General features: G+C 62.2%; 22 protein-coding genes. 10 read left to right on the top strand and 12 right to left on the bottom strand.

All coding sequences use genetic code 11. The features are described from left to right. Positions 1-11: 11 nt before the first annotated feature. Both map and sfsA read right to left on the bottom strand, forming a co-directional pair. Positions 12-836 (bottom strand): type I methionyl aminopeptidase, encoded by an 825-nt coding sequence (map, locus tag Q0844_RS16165; protein WP_299046943.1) that lies wholly within the window; start codon positions 834-836, stop codon positions 12-14. A 50-nt stretch (positions 837-886) separates the two neighbouring features. Next, positions 887-1591: a DNA/RNA nuclease SfsA gene (sfsA, locus tag Q0844_RS16160; RefSeq protein ID WP_299046941.1), complete on the bottom strand. Its 705-nt coding sequence runs from the start codon at positions 1589-1591 to the stop codon at positions 887-889. Between the two features lie 48 nt (positions 1592-1639). Between sfsA and Q0844_RS16155 the strand changes: the two genes are divergently transcribed. The 10 genes from Q0844_RS16155 (at position 1640) to Q0844_RS16110 (ending at position 10190) form a co-directional block, all read left to right on the top strand. After that, complete coding sequence (locus tag Q0844_RS16155; RefSeq protein WP_299046940.1) at positions 1640-2362, top strand: molybdopterin-binding protein; 723 nt, start codon at positions 1640-1642, stop codon at positions 2360-2362. Further along, complete coding sequence (locus Q0844_RS16150; protein WP_299046938.1) at positions 2359-3075, top strand: GNAT family N-acetyltransferase; 717 nt, start codon at positions 2359-2361, stop codon at positions 3073-3075. The genes Q0844_RS16155 and Q0844_RS16150 overlap by 4 nt, the downstream gene beginning before the upstream one ends. Continuing rightward, positions 3072-3638, top strand: a complete 567-nt coding sequence (locus tag Q0844_RS16145) for a peroxidase-related enzyme (protein WP_299046936.1) — start codon at positions 3072-3074, stop codon at positions 3636-3638. The genes Q0844_RS16150 and Q0844_RS16145 overlap by 4 nt, the downstream gene beginning before the upstream one ends. Before the next feature lie 2 nt (positions 3639-3640). Next, a complete protein-coding gene (locus tag Q0844_RS16140; protein ID WP_299046934.1) occupies positions 3641-4588 on the top strand; it encodes an OmpA family protein in 948 nt (315 codons plus the stop codon). A gap of 303 nt (positions 4589-4891) precedes the next feature. Continuing rightward, positions 4892-5761, top strand: coding sequence for a PhnD/SsuA/transferrin family substrate-binding protein (locus Q0844_RS16135; RefSeq protein WP_299046932.1), 870 nt, complete (start codon positions 4892-4894; stop codon positions 5759-5761). Continuing rightward, positions 5754-6572 carry an ATP-binding cassette domain-containing protein gene (locus Q0844_RS16130; RefSeq protein ID WP_299046929.1) on the top strand — a complete coding sequence of 273 codons (819 nt, stop codon included), beginning with the start codon at positions 5754-5756 and terminating at the stop codon, positions 6570-6572. Before Q0844_RS16135 ends, Q0844_RS16130 begins: the two co-directional genes overlap by 8 nt. Next, positions 6565-7383, top strand: coding sequence for a phosphonate ABC transporter, permease protein PhnE (gene phnE / locus Q0844_RS16125; RefSeq protein ID WP_299046926.1), 819 nt, complete (start codon positions 6565-6567; stop codon positions 7381-7383). The genes Q0844_RS16130 and phnE (Q0844_RS16125) overlap by 8 nt, the downstream gene beginning before the upstream one ends. Continuing rightward, entirely contained in the window at positions 7380-8033 is a 654-nt protein-coding gene (locus Q0844_RS16120; RefSeq protein WP_299046924.1) for a class I SAM-dependent methyltransferase, read from the top strand. Before phnE (Q0844_RS16125) ends, Q0844_RS16120 begins: the two co-directional genes overlap by 4 nt. Then, a complete protein-coding gene (locus Q0844_RS16115; RefSeq protein WP_299046922.1) occupies positions 8030-9244 on the top strand; it encodes an alpha-D-ribose 1-methylphosphonate 5-triphosphate diphosphatase in 1215 nt (404 codons plus the stop codon). Before Q0844_RS16120 ends, Q0844_RS16115 begins: the two co-directional genes overlap by 4 nt. A gap of 130 nt (positions 9245-9374) precedes the next feature. After that, on the top strand, positions 9375-10190 hold the full coding sequence (locus tag Q0844_RS16110; protein ID WP_299046919.1) for a sugar phosphate isomerase/epimerase family protein: 816 nt from the start codon (positions 9375-9377) through the stop codon (positions 10188-10190). A 223-nt stretch (positions 10191-10413) separates the two neighbouring features. Here Q0844_RS16110 and Q0844_RS16105 read toward each other — a convergent pair whose 3' ends face one another. The 10 genes from Q0844_RS16105 to Q0844_RS16060 form a co-directional block, all read right to left on the bottom strand. Then, complete coding sequence (locus Q0844_RS16105; RefSeq protein ID WP_299046916.1) at positions 10414-11040, bottom strand: DapH/DapD/GlmU-related protein; 627 nt, start codon at positions 11038-11040, stop codon at positions 10414-10416. After that, positions 11040-11897, bottom strand: a complete 858-nt coding sequence (gene phnE, locus Q0844_RS16100) for a phosphonate ABC transporter, permease protein PhnE (protein ID WP_299046913.1) — start codon at positions 11895-11897, stop codon at positions 11040-11042. Before phnE (Q0844_RS16100) ends, Q0844_RS16105 begins: the two co-directional genes overlap by 1 nt. Further along, positions 11894-12826 carry a phosphonate ABC transporter, permease protein PhnE gene (gene phnE, locus Q0844_RS16095; protein WP_299046911.1) on the bottom strand — a complete coding sequence of 311 codons (933 nt, stop codon included), beginning with the start codon at positions 12824-12826 and terminating at the stop codon, positions 11894-11896. Before phnE (Q0844_RS16095) ends, phnE (Q0844_RS16100) begins: the two co-directional genes overlap by 4 nt. Before the next feature lie 60 nt (positions 12827-12886). Beyond that, positions 12887-13795, bottom strand: a complete 909-nt coding sequence (gene phnD / locus Q0844_RS16090) for a phosphonate ABC transporter substrate-binding protein (RefSeq protein WP_299046908.1) — start codon at positions 13793-13795, stop codon at positions 12887-12889. Between the two features lie 42 nt (positions 13796-13837). Then, positions 13838-14650, bottom strand: coding sequence for a phosphonate ABC transporter ATP-binding protein (phnC, locus tag Q0844_RS16085; RefSeq protein ID WP_299046906.1), 813 nt, complete (start codon positions 14648-14650; stop codon positions 13838-13840). Positions 14651-14729: 79 nt separating this feature from the next. After that, positions 14730-15896 carry an alpha-D-ribose 1-methylphosphonate 5-triphosphate diphosphatase gene (locus Q0844_RS16080; protein ID WP_299046905.1) on the bottom strand — a complete coding sequence of 389 codons (1167 nt, stop codon included), beginning with the start codon at positions 15894-15896 and terminating at the stop codon, positions 14730-14732. Next, positions 15880-16599: an ATP-binding cassette domain-containing protein gene (locus Q0844_RS16075; protein ID WP_299046902.1), complete on the bottom strand. Its 720-nt coding sequence runs from the start codon at positions 16597-16599 to the stop codon at positions 15880-15882. The genes Q0844_RS16080 and Q0844_RS16075 overlap by 17 nt, the downstream gene beginning before the upstream one ends. After that, complete coding sequence (locus tag Q0844_RS16070; protein WP_299046901.1) at positions 16596-17393, bottom strand: ATP-binding cassette domain-containing protein; 798 nt, start codon at positions 17391-17393, stop codon at positions 16596-16598. Before Q0844_RS16070 ends, Q0844_RS16075 begins: the two co-directional genes overlap by 4 nt. After that, a complete protein-coding gene (locus Q0844_RS16065) occupies positions 17390-18304 on the bottom strand; it encodes an alpha-D-ribose 1-methylphosphonate 5-phosphate C-P-lyase PhnJ (RefSeq protein WP_299046899.1) in 915 nt (304 codons plus the stop codon). Before Q0844_RS16065 ends, Q0844_RS16070 begins: the two co-directional genes overlap by 4 nt. Beyond that, positions 18301-19392 (bottom strand): carbon-phosphorus lyase complex subunit PhnI, encoded by a 1092-nt coding sequence (locus Q0844_RS16060; protein ID WP_299046896.1) that lies wholly within the window; start codon positions 19390-19392, stop codon positions 18301-18303. The genes Q0844_RS16065 and Q0844_RS16060 overlap by 4 nt, the downstream gene beginning before the upstream one ends. Between the last annotated feature and the right edge of the window lie 5 nt (positions 19393-19397).

The raw sequence follows: 19397 nt of genomic DNA, 5'->3' as shown, positions 1-19397 counted from the left end.
CTGCGCACCGCTCACCCATATGTCGGATGAAACCTGCCACCGGGCGACAGGGTAAAGATCTCGCACCCGTCCTCTGTCACGCCAACCGAATGCTCGAACTGCGCCGACAGCGACTTGTCGCGGGTCACGGCGGTCCAGTCATCGGCCAGGGTCTTGGTTTCGGCACGGCCCAGGTTCACCATCGGCTCGATGGTGAAGAACATGCCCGGCTCCAGCACTGCGCCGGTGCCGGGGCGGCCATAATGCAGAACGTTGGGCGGCGCATGGAACACCCGGCCCAGGCCGTGACCGCAGAAATCACGCACGACCGACATGCGATGCGCCTCGACAAAGCTCTGGATGGCGTGGCCGATGTCACCAAAGGTGTTGCCGGGTTTCACCGCCTCGATCCCGCGCATCAGACTGTCATGGGTGATCTCGATCAGACGTTCCGCCTTGCGGGGCAGCTTGCCCGCCACGAACATGCGGGACGTGTCGCCAAACCAGCCATCCACGATCACGGTCACGTCGATGTTCAGGATATCGCCGTCCTTGAGCACCTTGTCGCCAGGGATGCCATGGCACACCACGTGGTTCACGCTGATACAGCTGGCGTGCTTGTAGCCCTTGTAGCCGATGGTGGCCGATGTGGCTCCTGCGGCCTCGACCATGTCGGTGATGACTTTGTCGATGGCACCGGTGGTCTGGCCGGGAAACACATGATCCGACATCGCGTCCAGAATCTCGGCCGCAAGCTGACCTGCCGCGCGCATGCCGGCAAAGTCGGAAGGGTCATAGATGCGGATGCCATCCTTGGTCAGACGGCCGCGGGGTTCGTGGTCCAAAGCGCGCTCCATTGGCGTTGAGGCCTATAATATACTGCACTGCGGCAAAAAGGGCTAGTGGGTCAAAGAACCACGGCCAGGGGGGCACCAACCTGCACGCCCCGAGGACATATATGGGTGCCAAGACACAGGGTTTCCACCCCGGTCCCCGTCGCGGCCGCATAGGCGGCGGCGTAGGCGGGGTCGATATCGGCAGCCAGGGTGAAACGGTCGCAATCGGTGCGTTGCACCAGGTACAGCATCAGGGCCCGGTGCCCGGCCTGCGCCATGCGCGCCAGTTCCGCGAGGTGTTTTGCCCCGCGCGCGGTGACGCTGTCGGGGAACTCGGCCAGTCCCACCTGGCGCGACAGGGTCACCGATTTCACCTCGACATACGCGTCCGGCAGGCCGTTGCCCTGCAACAGAAAATCAATTCGGCTGCTCGCGCCGTATTTCTGTTCGGGTCGCACGGTGGCGTAGCGTTCAAACCCGGGTACGGCACCGGCCTCGAAGGCCGCGCGCAGCGCCTTGTTGGGCACGGATGTATCGACACCCGTAAAATGCCCGTCCGCATGTTCCACCAGCCGCCAACCGAATTTCAGCTTCTTCTTCGGATCGTCATTCGGCTCCAGCCAGATGCGCATTCCCGGTTCTGCCAGCCCCATCATGGACCCCGGGTTGGCGCAATGCGCCACCACCTCGCGCCCGTCTTCCAGCCTGCAATCGGCAAGGAACCGTTTGTAACGGCGGATCAGCGTGGCAGGGACAAGTTCGGTTTGAAAGCGCATGGGCGCAGCCCTATACCGTCACGGACCGCACACGCAAGGAGGCGCCAGATGCCCAACCCCACCGCCGCCATGCTGGTGATCGGAGACGAGATCCTCTCGGGCCGCACCCGCGACGCCAACATGCACCATCTGGCCGGGCAATTGACCGATCACGGCATCGATCTCAAGGAGGTGCGCGTGGTCAGCGACGACCCCGCCGCCATCATCGCGGCGGTTCAGGCGCTGTCGGAAGCCTACGATACCGTCGTGACCTCGGGCGGCATCGGCCCCACCCATGACGACATCACCGCAGACTGTATCGCGGCGGCCTTCGACACGCCCATCGACATCCGCGACGACGCCCGCGCGCTGCTCGAAGCGCACTACGCCAGATCCGGGCTCGAACTGAACGCCGCACGGCTTCGTATGGCGCGCATTCCCGACGGCGCGACGCTGATCGACAACCCCGTCTCGACCGCGCCCGGCTTCACCCTCGGGAACGTGCATGTAATGGCCGGTGTGCCTTCGGTGTTTCAGGCCATGGTGGCCTCCGTTCTGCCCACGCTCACCGGGGGGGCGCCGCTGATCTCCAAGACGCTGCGCATCGACCGGGGCGAAGGCGACATCGCAGGCCCCTTGGGCGACCTCGCCACCGCGCACCCAGACCTCAGCATCGGCTGCTACCCCTTCCAGAAAGACGGCCGTTACGGCGCCAATGTCGTCATCCGTGGCACGGACGAGGCCGAGGTGGACGCGGCGATGGGCGTGCTGGCGGCCCAAGTCCTCGAATGATCACCCCCGCCGCCTTCTACGCGGCCATTGACGGCACATGGCCTGCCGCCGCCACGGCGCGCGTTGGGACATGGACCATCCGGGACGGACAAGGCGGCGGCAAACGGGTCTCGGCCGCGACGGCGGACGGGTCGGGCGGCGACATTGCCCAGGCCGAAGACGCCATGCGGGCCATCGGCCAGCCCCCGCTTTTCATGGTCCGCCAGGGCGAAGACGCGCTCGACCACCTGCTCGACCAAAACGGCTACACCATCGTCGACCCGACCAATGGCTATATCGCGCCTGTCGACACACTTACCGACATTCCCATCCCCCGCGTCACGGCCTTCGCGATCTGGGAACCGCTGGCGATCATGGACGACATCTGGGCCAAGGGCGGCATCGGCCCCGCGCGGATTGCTACCATGCACCGGGCAAGAACCAAGACGGCGATCCTTGCCCGGCACAAGGACAAACCCGCAGGCACCGGTTTTGCCGCGATCCACAAAGGCATCGCCATGGTCCACGCGGTCGAGGTGCTGCCGCACCAACGCCGCCAGGGCGTGGCCGGTTGGATCATGCGGCGCGCGGCGTTCTGGGCCGTTGAAAACGGGGCCACCCACATCGCTGTGCTGACCACGGCGGCAAACGGTCCGGCCAACGCGCTCTATCAGGGCTTGGGGTTTGAACAGGTCTGCGGCTATCATTACCGCACCGCTCAGGAGACGACATGACAGATCAGCCCACCGCCCTCGACCTGCCCATGGTCGACCCATTGCCCGAGGCCACGCAAAAGTACTTTGACGTGTGCGAGAACAAGCTGGGCATGATCCCGAACGTGCTGAAAGCGCACGCGTTCGATATCGACAAGCTCAACGCGTTCACCGCGCTTTACAATGACCTGATGCTGGCCGACAGCGGCCTGACCAAGCTGGAACGCGAGATGGTGGCGGTGGTCGTCAGTGCCACGAACCGCTGCTACTATTGCCTCACGGCACATGGGGCCGCGGTCCGGCAATTGTCGGGCAACCCGGCGCTGGGCGAACAATTGGTGATGAACTGGCGGGTGGCCGATGTCACGCCGCGTCAAAAGGCCATGCTGGCCTTTGCCGAGGCGGTCACGCTCAAATCCGCACAAATCATGGAAGGCGACCGGCAGGCCCTGCGCGATCACGGGTTAAGTGACCGAGACATCTGGGACCTGATCAACGTGGCCGCCTTTTTCAACATGTCGAACCGGGTGGCCAGCGCCACGGCAATGCAGCCGAACCCCGACTATCACGGGCAGGCCCGCTAGGCATGCGCCTGAGGCTCGCGGCCCTTTTCTGTGCTCTGGCAGGGCCGACACTGGCGCTGCAACTCGAACTGCCATCGAACGCACGGCAGACGGCGGCACGGGACAGCGTGCTTGACCGGGCCGAAGTGCCCATAGCGGCCTTTGCGGATGGCGCGGTTGCGGCCCAGACCATTGACGGCCCGGTCAAACGTCGCAGTTACCGCGTGCCGTCGCCGGGCCTTACGCCGTTGCAAATCCTGGCCCCGTTGCGGGACCAGGTGATTGATGCGGGCTATGACCTGTTGCTGGATTGCGATGCGGATGCCTGCGGCGGCTTTGATTTTCGCTTTGCCATCGACGTTCTTCCTGCGCCCAACATGTATGTGAATGTCCGGTCCTACCATTTCATCAGCGCGCGGCACGCCGACACGGGCGATGCGGTCTGGCTGCTGACCAGCACCGCGCCGGACGCGGGGTATCTGCAGGTGGTGCAGGTCGGTTCCGGGCAGGGTGGCGGCCTGACACTGGACCCGCCCGACCCCACGGCAACCGCGCCTCTGCCATCCGCCGTGGCGCCGACAGAACCGGCCACGGATCTGGGCCAACGGCTTCTTGCCACCGGATCGGTCATCCTGCGCAGCCTCGATTTCGCGGTGGGCACCACCAATCTGGGCGACGGCCCGGCCCCGGAACTGGAACAGATCGCCCAACTGATGACTGACCGCCCAGACCTGCGTATCGCGGTGGTGGGGCATACGGACACCGTGGGCGGGTTGGACGCCAACATCGCCGTCTCGCGCGCCCGCGCCAGCGCGGTGCGGGACCGTCTGGTAGAGCGGTACAACGTCGCGCCCGACCGGGTCGAGGCAGGCGGCATGGGTTATCTGTCGCCGGTCGCCAGCAACTTGACGGCAGAAGGCCGCGAGATGAACCGCCGGGTTGAGGTGATCGTGGTGGGCGAAAGCGGGTAACGCGGACAACTGCGTTGTGGCGTCGTGCGAAGCTTTGTCGTATCTGCGCGCCCGCCCATATCCGGACAGCTTGAACAAACTGTTCTTCAACGCCGATTTGTCGAATGCGCGTCCAAGTCTCAGGACCCGGCACCTCGACGGCGTACGCTTGAGGTGACGGACCGGTCGTCTGCGGCCACTTCAAGTTTTCTGCCAAGGGCAACTGCCATGCGTGTCATTGCAACAAAGGTGTCACGTGACTGTCGTTTTGGCGTTTCATTCGCCCGAAATCATTCGAATGAATTTCATAATGGGGGAATCACCATGAAACTTCGTTCCATTCTTGCCGGGGCAGCGCTGGCAATCACCGCTGCTGTTGCAGCACATGCTGAAACTTGGAAACTGGCCGTCACAGATGTCGAAGGCATGGAGCGCCTTCAGCTTGAGTGGGGTCCTTTCAAGGAAGCCCTTGAGGCGGCAACCGGCGACACGTTTGAATTCTATGCCGTGAACTCGCGCACCGCAGCCGCCGAAGCCCTGCGCGGAGAGACCGTTGACTTCGTGGTCTCCGGCCCTGCGGAATATGTCGTCATCAACAAGCTGACCAACGCCACGCCCATCGTGGGCCTTGGCCGCCCGGATTACCACTGTGCCATCGTTGTGCGCGCCGACAGCGGCATCAACACGGTCGCGGACCTCAAGGGCAAGAAGGTCGCCTTTGGTGACATCGGCTCCACCTCCAACATGCTCTGCCCGATGCAGGTCTTGGCGGATTACGGCCTCGACCCGGTGAACGATATCGAGAAGACCCACACCAGCCGCAACATTGCGCATGAAGCGCTGAAAAACGGTGACGTGGACGCGCTTGGCTCGAATGCAGGCAGCTGGTTGAACGTGCGCAACAAGGAAACCGACCTGCCCTATGGTTTCTTCAAAATGCTCGCCCGGTCCGGCGATCTGCCAAACGACATGATCATGGTTGGCGCGCATGTCCCGGCCGAGGCCGCAGCATCTGTCCAGCAGGCCATCATCGCCAACAAGGACAGCATCATCGCGGGCATCACGGCCCATGAAGAGAACGACAAATATGTCGGCATGGACCTAGTCGAAATCGAAGACAGCGCTTACGACTATGTCCGGTCGATGTATTCGAATGCAGGTTACCCACAGTTCGACAACTTCATCGGTGACTAAGTCCGACGTGCAAACGCTGGTCGCACCTGCGCGGCCGGATGGGACCGGGGCAGATGTATCTGCCCCGGTTTTGCCTGTTGATCTGCGCGTCACCGGGCTTGCCAAAAGCTTTGCCGGAACGCCGATTTTCAAGGATGTCTCGTTTGGTCTGTCGCGCGGAGAGGCCGTGGCCATCGTGGGCGCGAACGGGACAGGGAAATCCACGCTTCTGCGCTGTCTGATGGGCTTGATCCCTGCGGATGCGGGGTCGATTGATGTGCTGGGTACAGATGTGCGCACTGCCGCAAATGCCGGTCTGCGGGCCATGCGCGCGCACATGGGGCTGGTCAGCCAAAAGCACAACCTGGTGCCGCGCCTGTCGGTTCTGTCCAACGTGGTGCAGGGGCTGTTGGGGCAAAAGCCGGGGCTGCGCCATTGGAGCCAGAGTTTGGCCCCTGCACCCTCACGCGAGGCGGCCTTGGCGGCCTTGGAAAAGGTCGGGCTGGCCCATCTTGCATCACGCCGCGCCGACCGCTTGTCGGGCGGACAATCGCAGCGCGTCGCCATCGCGCGCGCGCTCGTCGGGCAGCCCAAGATCCTGATCGCGGACGAGCCGACGGCCTCGCTTGACCCGGCGGCGGGCCAAGACGTCATGGACCTGTTCTTTGCCCTCGCGCGCCAAGAGGGGGTCACAGTGATCTTCATCTCGCACAACATCGATCATGCCCTGCAATACGGGGACCGCGTTCTTGGCCTTGCACAGGGCGGCATGCCGCTGGATGCGCGGGCCGACAGCCTCAGCGCCGAAGAATTGCGAGGGCTTTATGATTGACACGTCCCTAGCCACGGCCCTTCCCGCCCGATACGAGCGCCCATCAGCGCTGGCGTTCCTGGGATACGCCGCCGCTGTCGTGATCATACTGTGGTCCTTTGCCGGGGCGGGGTTTTCCATTGACAAGGTGATCTCTTCACCGCCGCGCTTTGCCGATTTTATTGATCGTGCCTTTCCGCCCAATCTTGAACCCAAGGTGCTGGCGCGGCTTGGCTGGAAGATGCTCGAAACCTTGCAGATCGCCCTTGCGGGCGCGGTCATCGGGATCCTTCTGTCGGTGCCGGTGGCACTTTTGGCCGCGCGCGGGTTGATCGCGCCGACCTGGATCAATCAGATCGTGCGGACGGCACTTGGCTTTGTCCGGGCCGTGCCTGATATCGCCTGGGCCTTGGTCTTTGTCGTTGCTGTTGGTCTGGGGCCCTTTGCGGGCATGCTGGCCATTGCCATCGACACGGTCGGGTTTTGTGGCCGGTTCTTTGCCGATGACATGGAAGCCGCGGACAAGGGCCCGTCCGAAAGCCTGACCGCGACGGGGGCACGCAAGCTGGACGTGGTCGCCTGCGCCACCATCCCGGCGGCCATGCCCGCCTTTATCTCGACCTCGCTTTTTGCGACGGAAAAGGCCGTGCGCTCGTCGACCATCCTGGGCCTTGTGGGTGCCGGGGGCATCGGGATCGAGTTGAAGGTGGGCTTTGACCTCTTTGACTATCCCACGGCCATGACCGTCATCCTGATGATTGCCGTTGTGGTCATCTCAATCGAATACCTTTCGGGCTGGGCCCGGACCAGGATCATCGGAGAACAGCGTTGAAGACGGACACGGCAGACCAGCATTGGAACGATCAGTGGGCCAATATCGAGGCAGGCAGCAAGTGGCTGGCGCCCGAGCCGGATGTAAAGCGGTGGGCGCAAACGTTGGAACAGGGTGCTGCCATTCTGGACCTTGGCGCAGGCGTGGGGCGACATGCGCTGTCATTGCAAGCCGCTGGTTTTGCCGTGACTGCGCTGGACGCGGCCCCCGACGGTCTGGCGGAAATTGACAAGCACCAAGCCGGCGTCAAGACCCGGTTGGGGCGGATGGATGACTTGCCGTTCGAGGATGGCGCTTTTGATCATGTGCTCAGCTGGAACGTGATTTATCATGGCGATGAAACGGTGCTGCTCAACACGATCAGCGAAGTGCGGCGTGTGCTGAAACCCGGTGGCACGTTCCTGCTGACGATGTTGTCCAAGCGCCGCCTTTGGGTCGACCGCGAAAAGCTGAATGGTCCACGAGAGATTTCCCGCAACACCTGGGTGTTCGACGAAGACATGACAGACAAGCGCCACCCGCATTACTATTGTGGTGCGGTGGAAATGCTTGCCCTGTTCCAGGGGTTCGAGGTGATGTGGATGGAAGACCGCGAACATGAAAGGCCCGGTTCGTGGCACTGGCACCTCATCCTGGAGCGTCAGGCATGATCCAGACGTTTGTGGGGGCGGAGGTCTATCTGCCTGGCGGGATCGAGGACGTCACGGTCACGGTTGATGGCGAAACCATTGTCGAGATCGGCGGCCCCGTGCAGGGCAAAGAGACATGCGCGCGCGGCAAGATCCTCGCGCCTGCGCTGATCGACGTGCATGGCGACGCATTTGAACGCCAGGTGATGCCGCGCCCGGGCGTGTTCTTTCCGATGGAAACCGCCGTTCTGGAAACCGACCGTCAGCTTGCGGCCAACGGGATCGCGACGACCTATCATTCGATCACGCTCAGCTACGAGCCGGGTTTGCGCAGCGTCGCGCGGGGACGCGAAATGATGCAGGCCATTCTTGATCTGGCCCCGCGTTTGACGGTCGAAAACCGCTTTCAGCTGCGCTGGGAAACCTTTGCTTTCGAGGCGCTCGATACGCTTGACTGGGCCATGGGCGCGCCGCTGACGCCGTCGCTCGCGTTCAACGATCATCTATCGATGGCGATGCGCAGCGCCGATACCGCGATCCAGGAACGGCCCTTTGAACACAGCCCCGCGTTCAAGGCCATGGACCCGTCTGATGCGGCCCTGTTCGAGGCGCGGTATCGCAAGCATACTGAACGCTCGGGGCTTGACTATGACGCGCACAAGGCGCTGGTGCACAAGGTCTGGGACAGGCGCCCCGACGTGGTCCAGACGATGAAGATCGTCGCCGAAAAGGCGCGCGCCAAGGGCATTCCAATGCTCAGTCATGACGACACACAGGCCGAAACGCGCCGCTTTTACCGCGGGATCGGGGCCACCAGTTCTGAGTTCCCGATGACGATGGGTCCGGTTGAACAGGCGCGCGCAGATGGCGACATGATCATCTTCGGTGCGCCAAATGCGGTGCGGGGCGGCAGCCACATCGGATCGCTCGGCGCAGGCGACATGGTCGAGGCTGGCCTGTGCGATGCATTGGCGTCTGATTACTTCTACCCGGCCATGCTGGCCGCGATCGACCGTCTGGACCGCGAAAGGCGCGCTGATCGGCTGGCCCTGTGGTCGCTGGTCTCAACTGGCCCGGCGCGCGCGATGGGGTTGACCGACCGGGGTGAAATCGCCACCGGCAAACGCGCTGATCTGGTGCTGGTCGATTGGCCCAAGGGGCAGACACCCGCCATCCAGGGCACCTGGGTCGGGGGCCGCTGCGCCTATCGCGGGAGACCGCTCGCGGCATGAGGTTCAAAGCGAACGATCATCCCGCCACAGGCCCCGGGGTCAACAGGTCCGTGGCGGCTGATGGCGCTTTGTGCGGTTGTTGCATTCCGCGCCTATCTCAGGATCGACGACCCAAGGAGAGACCCCGCCCATGACCCTGCTCAGGATTGGTGCCTGCCTCGCACCGCATGAGATCGCGGAGCATCGCGATTGGCTTTTTGACGCAGACCGGGATATCGAGTTGCAGGGCTTCAGCTCCTACACGGATCTGACCACCGAGTTCGAAGATCGGATCGCCGCTGCAAAGACAGCACTCAAAGGGTTCGGGGGTCGCCTTGGACTGCATGGCCCCTTTGAAGGGCTCGACATGGACAACAAGGACGCGCAGGTCCGGCCCATCATCACCGCGCGATACCTCAAGGCGCTGGACGCCGCCGACCGGTTGGGCGCGCGGCAAATGGTGCTGCATTCGCCCTATACCCGCTGGTACGCGTGGAACCGGCTGAACAAACCAAATTACTGGGAAAGCAAACTGGCCCGTATCCATGATGTGATGATGCCGGTGGTCAAGGCGGCGGAAACGGCAGGGATCACATTGGTGATCGAGAATATCTTTGACGTGGATCCGGCAACCCGCCGGGCCATGGTCGACAGTTTTGACAGCGACGCAATCGCCTTGTCGATCGACACCGGCCACGCCCATCTTGCCCGCCGCATGTCCGGCGCGCCGCCGGTGGACTACTTTGTCCGGGACGCAGGTGATCAGTTGCAACACGTGCACCTGCAAGACCTTGATGGCCATGCAGACCGCCACTGGGCCCCGGGCGAAGGCGAAATACACTGGGCGGAAGTGTTCCGTGCCGTGTCAGACTGCAGGTCCGAACCGCATCTGGTGCTGGAACTGCGGCGCAAGTCGGACATCCCGAAAGGGTTTGCCTATCTCAAGGGGCTCGGCCTGGTCGCGTGAAAACGGTCACGTCAATTGAAGCGCGCGAAAGGTGCCATGATCCGACCCTGGCATCGCCGTTGCAAACGCCACAGACCTCGCTGACCCCGAACGGGCGGGCGTGATTGGGCTGCCCCGTTTCGTCGTTCCGGCAACGGTTTGGCCCGAATGGACGGCGTGCGTCGGGTGCGGCACAATAGGCGCTCAGGCACCGCACGCGCGGCGTAACAAGCCGCATCTTGGATCACCGATACTTTTCGATGAACGCGTCAATCTCCAGCGCGCGAATGTCAGGCAGGGCAGCCTTGTAGGTGTCATAACTCCAATCCCAAACGGCGATCTCTTGCAAAGCCTCGGCCTGTGCGGGCGTGAAGCGGCGCTTGATCATGCGCGCGGGAACGCCGCCCACAACCGTGTATGGCGCCACATCCTTGGTCACAACTGCGCCGGCGCCAATCACAGCGCCGGTCCCGATCGTGACCCCTGCGGTGACGGTAACCCCGTGGCCGATCCAGACATCATGGCCGATCGTGACCCAATCGGCCTTGCGCCATTCGAAAAAGTCGTAGTCATCGCGTCCCAGCCCGTAAGCTTCGGCACGATAGACCGAATGGTGCTGCACCGCACGCCATGTCGGGTGATTGCCCGGGTTGATGCGGGTGGAATTGGCGATGGAGCACATCTTGCCAATCGTCGTCCACACCACATGACAATCCTTGGTGATGTAAGACCAGTCCCCCATGGACCCGTGCCTGAGCATCGTGCCCTTGCCGACCTCGGTCCACATGCCAAGCTCGAAATCGTCGACAATCGCGCCTTCGTGGACTGTGGGAGCCCTTGAAAGAGCGTTCTTTGATCCTGCCCCAGCCATCAATGCGCGCCTTCCCATTTGCCGATGACCCGCGTGCGGATCAGTCCCGACAGGTAGTCGATCAGATAAACCATCGCGATGATCAGAAAGATGATCGTCCAGGCCTGATCCCAAAAATATCCACTCATCCGGTCGCTCAGCATAAAGCCGATGCCGCCCGCCCCGACGATCCCGAGAATGGTGCCCGAACGCACGTTGGATTCAAAGTTGTAAAGTAGCACCGAAAGATGCACGGGCAGCACTTGGGGCATGATCGCGTAGCGGATCGATTGCAGGCGCGATCCGCCCGACGCGACGACCCCTTCGACCGGGCGCCGCGATGTGTTTTCGAGGGCTTCTGAAAACAGCTTGGAAAACGTCCCGATTTCCGAGACCGCGATGGCCAGAATACCGGCAAGGGGCCCCAAGCCAAAGGCGCGGATGAAAATCAGTGCGAGGATCAGCGTTTCAAAGGCGCGGATCACGTCATAGACCCGGCGCGAACCCTGGCGCAGCCAGAAAATCCGATTGATGTTCTTGGCCCCCAAAAACGACAGCGGAAAGGCCACGAGCGCCCCCAGCAGCGTTCCCATGAAGGCCATGGCGATGGTTTCGCCCAAGGCCGTGAACACCTCCAGCCATTCTTCCCACGTCTCCCACAGATGCGGCGGAAACATGAAGGACGCGATGCGCCCCAACCGTTGCAAGCCAACCCAGATACGCTCGGGTGAAAAGTTGAAATCGTAAAGGCACCAGGCGAACAGACCCGCGAACCCGACCCACAGCGCAATCTTGCGCGCCCGCACGGCCCCTTTGTCACGAAAGGCGCGGGGGTGTGCCGCCATTGCCTGCTGGATTTGCGCCTCTGTGGGGGTCATGTGGCTGGCCCTTTCTCAAGACCGATGATGCGGTGGCGAAGCTTTTCCGAGCCGTAGTCGATGGCCATCACGGTGACGAAGATGATCAGGAACAGCGCCGACAGGTCCGTGTATTCCTGCAGGGAAAGCGCCTCGCGGAATTCCTGCCCCAGACCGCCCGCGCCGACGTAACCGATGATCGACGAGGAGCGCACGTTGATTTCGAACCGCAAGAGCGTGTAACTGATGATGTTGGGGAGTACCTGGGGCACCGCGCCATATCTCACCTGATCAAACCACGTACCGCCTGCCGCCTTCACGCCTTCAAGTGGACGCATGTCGATGTTCTCGTTCACTTCTGAATAAAGCTTGCCAAGCGCGCCTGCTGAATGCAGCCCGATGGCCAGCACTCCGGCCAGCGGCCCGACCGAAAAGCAAAAGACAAAGATCAGCGCCCAGACAAGGTCCGGCACCGTGCGTGCAATCTCGAGATACCGGCGGCTGATCCACAGTACCCATGCGTTCGGGGCCAGATTGCGCGAGGCCGGGAACGACAACAGAAACCCACCGATCACGCCAAAGGTGGTGGCCATGAAGGCGATCAGAATGGTCTCGATCAGCAGGTTCAGCCAGACTTGCCAGCGCCAGAACCACTCGGCAAGATCCGCGCCAAGGCTGTCCCAGCGCAGGACGGGAAAGGTCTTTTCGATGAAATCGCCAAGGCGCGGGATGCCCGCCGGTATGATCCAGCGCCAGTCGCGCGTGCCATCGGGCAATGTGACTTGCGTGACCTTGAAAAAGTCGCCCAGCCAAGCCGAAAAGGTGAAAAATGCGATGAAGATGACGCTGGCGATCATCCATGCCAGCTTTGCCCGCCACCGCTGCGACGCATAATCCAGTTCGAACTGGTCCATGGGACGCAAGGGCGTCACATCTGCTACAGCGGTCATCCGGGATACCTCAAAACAGCTGAACCCCCGCGGTATGGGCGGGGGTCCGGCTTTGCTTGTTTACGAACGGCGCTGCTTTTTCAGCCAATCGCGCATGTCCACAATCCACTGGTAGCGCGCGTGGTCGACGCGAATCCAACCGGTTTGCGGGTTCGGATCATCTGCCGTGAACCCGGTCATCATCTTGAAGGCATTTTCGTCCTTCTCGGGTACGGCCATCAGCGCGTCACCGACCGCATCCTTCAACTCTTGCGGCAGGTTGGCGCGCGCTGTGAACGGACCATTGGTGATTTCGGGGCTTTCCCAGATCGGGCAGATTTCACCTTCGCTGATCATCCCCTTGGAAATCATGCGCTGCCAGCGCCCATCCACGGCGTTGTTCTGCCATGTGGCGGCGGCGTCGAACGTGCCTTGGGCAACGCCCGCGACGCCCGCTTCGTGAGACCCGGAAAACGGAATGGCGGAAAAGAACGTCTTTGGGTCCACTTCCTTGGCGATGTTGAAGTAAGGCACCGCGTAGCCCGAGGTGCTGTCGGGGTCTGCAAAGGCCAGAACCTTGCCTTCAAGATCCTGAATGCTGTCATAGCCGTCTGCGCAACGCGTCACGACGACCGAGTAATAACCGGTCGAGCCGTCCTGACGCAGACGCGAGATGAGTGGTTCGACCTTGCCATCCGTGCCGGTATAGGCGGCCGCATAAGACGAAGAGCCAAAGAAGGCGAATTCGATCTGGTCCGCCGCGATGGCCTGGATCACACCGTCATAGGAACCGGCGGTAAAGATCTCGACTTCGACACCCAATTCGCGCTCAAGATATTCTTCGAACGGGGTGTAGCGCGCGATCCGGTCCTTTTCGTTTTCACCGGACAGGATGCCGAACTTGATGACTTGATAGTCCTCTTTCCAGTCACCTGCGGCAACAGACGTGGCAACGACGGCAGCCATTGCAGTTGTAGTGAGGTATTTCATGGTCAGGTCCCCCTGGGTTGGTTTGGCGGTTGGATTTCCATGTCAGGCGGGCAGGGCGACCGATTGGGTCGACGTCACGGCCTCATTGAATTCTCTCAGGCCATCAAGGCCATAAATGTCGCGCACGATGTCATCGGTCAGCTGCGCGGCGGTGCCATCGAAAAAGACCCGGCCACCCCGCATCGCGATGATCCGGTCGCAATAGGCGCGCGCGGTATCCAGCGTGTGCAGGTTCACCAGAACGGTCAGGCCATCCTCCTTGTTGATCTGGTGCAAGCCATCCATGACCAGCGTCGCATTGGCGGGATCAAGCGAGGCGATGGGTTCATCGGCCAGCATGATCCTTGGCTGCTGCACAAGTGCCTTTGCGATGGCCACGCGTTGTTGCTGACCACCAGAAAGCGTGCCCGCACGCTGCAAGGCCTGCGGAACCAGATCCAACCGATCCAGCGCCTGCAAGGCCATGGTGCGTTCCGCATCGGTGAATTGCATCGCCATCGAACTGAGAAACCCGTGTTCGGCAAGCCGCCCGATCAGCACATTGGTCAGTACGTCCAAGCGGTCCACAAGGTTGAACTGCTGAAAGATCATCGCGCAATCGCGGCGCCAGTTGCGCAGCGCCTTGCCGCGCAGGCCGGTTATTTCAGTGCCCCCAAACGAAATCGACCCCTCGGTGGGGTCGATCAAGCGATTGATAAGGCGAAGCATTGTGGATTTGCCCGCGCCAGAGCGCCCGATGACGCCGACAAATTGACCCGGTTCGATCCTCAGTGTGACCTGGTCGACGGCGCGTGTTTCGTCAAAGAGTTTCGAAACACCGGTCAGGGTCAGGGCGGCAGGCGCAGAGGCTGTCATGGTGATTCATCCGAATGAATTACAATCCGACACTGACCTGCTTCTGTGACGCTCCCGAGTCCGTTTTGTAAAAATTTGTTTACGCAACGGCAGCGACATCGGGACGTGCCGCACCTTGCGGCCCCGCGCCATTGGAAAAGATGATCTCTCCCGCAGCGTATGTCTGCACAACACGATCTGAGGCATCGACGATGGCCAGATCCGCGCGCTTGCCGGGGGCGATCTCTCCCCTGTCGCCAAGGCCAAGGGCCTTGGCCGGGTTCTTCGATGCAAGGCGCACCGCACCAACAAGGCCGTCCGGATCCGCGTCAGCCAGGGCGCGAATGGCGGGCAAGATCGCCGCCGGATGATAATCTGCGGCCAGAATGTGCAAAAGACCGGCAGCATGGGCATCGCGCGCCGAAAGGTTGCCGGAATAGCTTTGCCCGCGCATCGCATTGGGCGCGCCCATGGCAATCATCAGCCCGCGTTCGACGGCAACCTCGGCCGCCTCCATGGTGACCGGGAATTCGCTGATCACCACACCGATATCTGCCATCAAGCGCGCCTTTTCGACGGTATCGTCGTCATGGCTGGCCATTGCCACGCCGCGGGCCTGGCACAGGCGCGATACGTCGCGCAAGTTTTGCAGCAACTCCTCTGTCGGCACCGCGTTGTCCATCTGGGCTTGCAGCCTGGCACGGGCTTCGGCCTCTGTCGCACCGCCACGGATCCGGTATGCGATCAGGTTCTCGATGTTGCGATATTGACCCTGCCCAGGCGTGTGGTCCATCACCGACACCAGATCGACGGCCCCCGCGTCCAGCAGCCCCTCCAGGGCGGCGATTGCCTTGGTATAGGTCACGTCAAAACGGGCATGGATGCGGTGGTCAACGCGTAGGCCCTGAACACTGTCCTTGAGGGCGCGGATGATCCTGCTGGTATGCTCGAATGACCGGCGCTCGCCGTCTTTTGCACTGCGCGAAAACGAGACACCGGCATAGGCCGTGGTGACCCCAGCGGCGGCAAGGCGCGCATCCAGATGTCCCACCGCAACCTGCATCGGGAAATCGACTTTGGGTCGTGGCTCCAGTTCCAGTTCGATCATGTCGCCATGCATGTCGATGAATCCGGGGAACACGGTGAAGCCAGACGGCTGACCTGCGCTTTCGGCGATCTCTGCAATCACGCCGTTTTCGATCCTCAAGCTGCCATTTTCAATCATGCGGTCCGCCAGGATCAGCTTTACGTCACAAAGCCACATCATCTCGCTCCTCGGTGGGCGTTGCATTCGGTGTCAGGTCAACCACCCGGTCGATCAGATGGATTACATCGTCGGGGTGGTGAAACACGCCGATCATGGCTGTGCCCTGGCCTTTCAGTTCTTGCAGTCGCGCCACCAGCGCAGCCCGCGCATTGGCATCCAGCGACGCGGTCGGTTCGTCCAGCATCAACAGCTTCTGCGGCAGGATCAGCGCCCGGGCAAGATTGACCTTCTGCTGCTCTCCCCCCGAGAACGTCGTGGGGTACGCGGCCCAGAGATCCGGTTTGACCCCAAAGGTCTCCAATGCCTTGCGCGCGGTGTTCAGGGCGGTGTCGCTGTCCCACCCGGCACGGCGTAAGGGTTCGGCCACAATCGCCTCTGCGCTCACCCGGGGCCGGGCGGTCAGGAACTGTGTGACAAAGCCGATCTCGGTGCGCCGCAGATGCGCGATGTCCACGTCCGCCGCGCGCGCAAGGTCAATGCGGCCGTGGCTTGAATGGAACCGGATTTCGCCCGCAAGCGGCAGGTAGGATCGGTAAAGGGTGCGCAGCAGCGTGGACTTGCCCGCCCCGTTTGCCCCCTTGAGCAGCACAAACTCGCCTGCGGCCACGTCAAACGAAATATCTTTGAATGCACCGATCTCCTTGCCCAGGTGGTGCAGCGAAAAGCCCTTGGTCAGCCCGCGTATCTCCAATACCTGCGTCATAGCTTTGCGTGCACCAATTGTTGCGTGTACGGGTGCTGCGGGTCCTGGAAAATCTGGTCCGCCAGACCGGTCTCGACCACCTCACCGCGCCGCATCACCATGACCCGGTCCGCCAACGTGCGTATGACGCCCAGATCGTGGCTCACGATGACCATCGCGATCTGTCGATCCTGCTGAAGGCGTTTCAATGTATCAAGCACCAGTGCCTGCACGCTGACGTCCAACCCCGTCGTTGGCTCATCCAGCAGCAAAAGCGCGGGTTCCAGTGCGATGGCCTTGGCCAGTTGCACACGTTGCTGCATCCCACCCGACAGCTCGATCGGCGGTGCGTCCAACCGGTCCAGCGGAAACTCCGACGCATCAAGCGCCCCCGTCGCCGCCTGGCGCAGCGTGGCAAAGCTGCGCTCGCCCGCGACCAGCAGACGTTCCGCGACATTCCCGGAAGAGGAGTGTTTCATCAGAAGACCCAAATGCGGGTTCTGGTAGACGATGCCGATCCGGGTGGCGCAAAGCATGCGGCGGGCGAAACGGTCCAGGTGAAAAAGGTTGCCCGAGACATCGGGCAGATCAAGCGTGTAGCTGCCCTGATCGGGCCTCTCTTCGAGGTTCATCATCCGCAAAAGGGTCGATTTCCCCGATCCGCTTTCGCCGACAATCCCCAGCACCTCGCCCGGATAGGCATGGGCGGACACATTGCGCACCGCCTGTACCGCGCCATAGGATTTGGACACGCCCAGCACCTCAAGCAGGGGCCGCGTTTCGACAATGCGGGGCGCGTCAAGCGTCAGGGTCATTGCGGCATCTTCCCGTCAATGTACCAGGTTGCGCCGCGCGCCTCGCCCTCTCCATCGCGGGCGCGGATTGTTTTCACACCCCATTCGCTATCAGAGACCTCAAAGGCAGATGTGCCGTCGTCCTGCGGGATCTCGTTCATGAAAAAACCCCTTGTGCCGGACCTGCTACAGGTAAGATTGCCATGATCTTCAACCCGGTACGGCACGTCCGAGAACACGAGCGGTTCGACACGTGTATAGGGTGGGACGGCAAAGATGCGCTTTTCGCGCCCTGCGGACAGGATTGTCAGATGTTTGGCCATGTTCAGCTTGGGCACATCCCAGCGGGGGATCGGCGAAGGGGTCATGACATGCCGCCCGTTCACGAGGCTGGGATAGCTCGCCCCCTGCATGACGCGGCCCGACCGCACGATCTGTTCATAAAGCTGCAGCCACATCCGCCCGTAATCCGCATCGCCATGCATCTGGCGCGCGATGGACATGTTGGGCTGAACCGATCGCAACGGTTCGGGGTTCGGCACTTGCAGCACAAGCACCTGATCTTCTCGCAGGATTTCTTCGGGGATGCGGTGGCGGGACTGGATCAGATCGGCCTCAAGCGTATCCATGGTCGTAGGCGTGCCAGCCACACGCGCGATGAAACGGCGGATCGAGGCGGCATTGACGCTGTCATCTGCGCCTTGGTCGATCACTTTCACCCGGGTCTTGGGAGTCACCAGCGTCAGCGAAACCTGCAATCCGCCCGTGCCCCAACCCCGCGCCATCGGCACCTCTCGGCTGGCATAGGGCATCTGGCACCCGGGCACGGCCACGGATTTGAGCATCTTGCGCCTCAGTTCCCGCTTGGCAGAGCCATCAAGGAAGCCGTAGCTCATGGCGTTCCAGGGGTTGGTAAGGGATGCAAGACTCATTCCGCCGGTTCCGTCCGGGTGGGCCCGACATGGTGTTGGCCCGGGGGCTCGGCGTCGGCCTTCTTGGCCTTCGCATCCCGCATCGCATCCAGCGACGATTGGAAGGTCACGTAGTGCGGCAGCTTGAAATGGATGCAGAAGCCCGAGCTTTCAACGCCTTCGGTGTGATAAAGAAAGAACTCCTCTTCGGTCGCCGACCCCTTCTCGGCGCCGGGGCTGTTGAGGTCAAGCGTCGCGGCGGCGATGCATTTCACCTCGTTCCAGCCAAGGGTTGCCGCATATCCGATTCCCAGTTTTTCGCCCTTCTTGTCAACGACCTCCGCCTGGCTGACCTTGACCCGCCCGGCCGAGAAGTGCCGCCCGTCCGGGTGGGTCACCACAACCTCGGCTTCGGCCAGACGCAGTTCGTTCACCGTCGGATGGGCCTGCCCATAGCCACGCATCGCCGCATAGCCAAGCGCCAGAACACCCCCGGTTTCCGCCCGCGCAAGGCTTTGCAGCGTATGGGCGCGTTTGGACGGGAACAGCAGCGGCTCGCGGGTCAGGTCGGGGATGTCGTTCCCTTGGGTCGGATCGTCCGCGGGCCGGTCAAGAAGGTCATTCTCGGCCTGCCAGGCGCTGACGCTTGGTTGGTGGGCCGGCGCGGGTTCGGCTGCCGGCTCGACCGGTTCCGGTGTCCAGGGGGTGCCCCGAAGAACGTCCGTGGCCAGGATGCGGTGCGCATAATCCAAGGTCGGCCCAAGGACCTGTCCACCGGGAATGTCCTTGAACGCTGCCGAAATGCGACGATGCGTGAACAGGGTCTCTTGCGCGATGGGGGCGGCGACCTGCAAACGGGGCTGCGTGGTCCGCCACGCGCGCAGCAGCAAAACCGCCTCATAAAGTTCCCCACCGGTCTGCGCCAGGGCCAGCGCGGCAAGATCTTCGTCATAAAGCGACGCCTCGCCCATGACCCGGTCGATCAGGTAGGGCAAGCTTTGTTTGACCTCATCCACGCGGCTGCGGTCAAAAGGCCCCATTTCGGCGCGGAAAAGCCGTTCGGATTGCTCAATGGCCCGTTCGCCGCCACGCGTCGCTACGTAGGCCATTATGC

It is taken from the genome of uncultured Tateyamaria sp. (assembly GCF_947503465.1).
GTDB lineage: Bacteria > Pseudomonadota > Alphaproteobacteria > Rhodobacterales > Rhodobacteraceae > Tateyamaria.
Note: the sequence above shows the minus strand (reverse complement) of the source record. Positions and strands in the feature narration are given on the sequence as shown.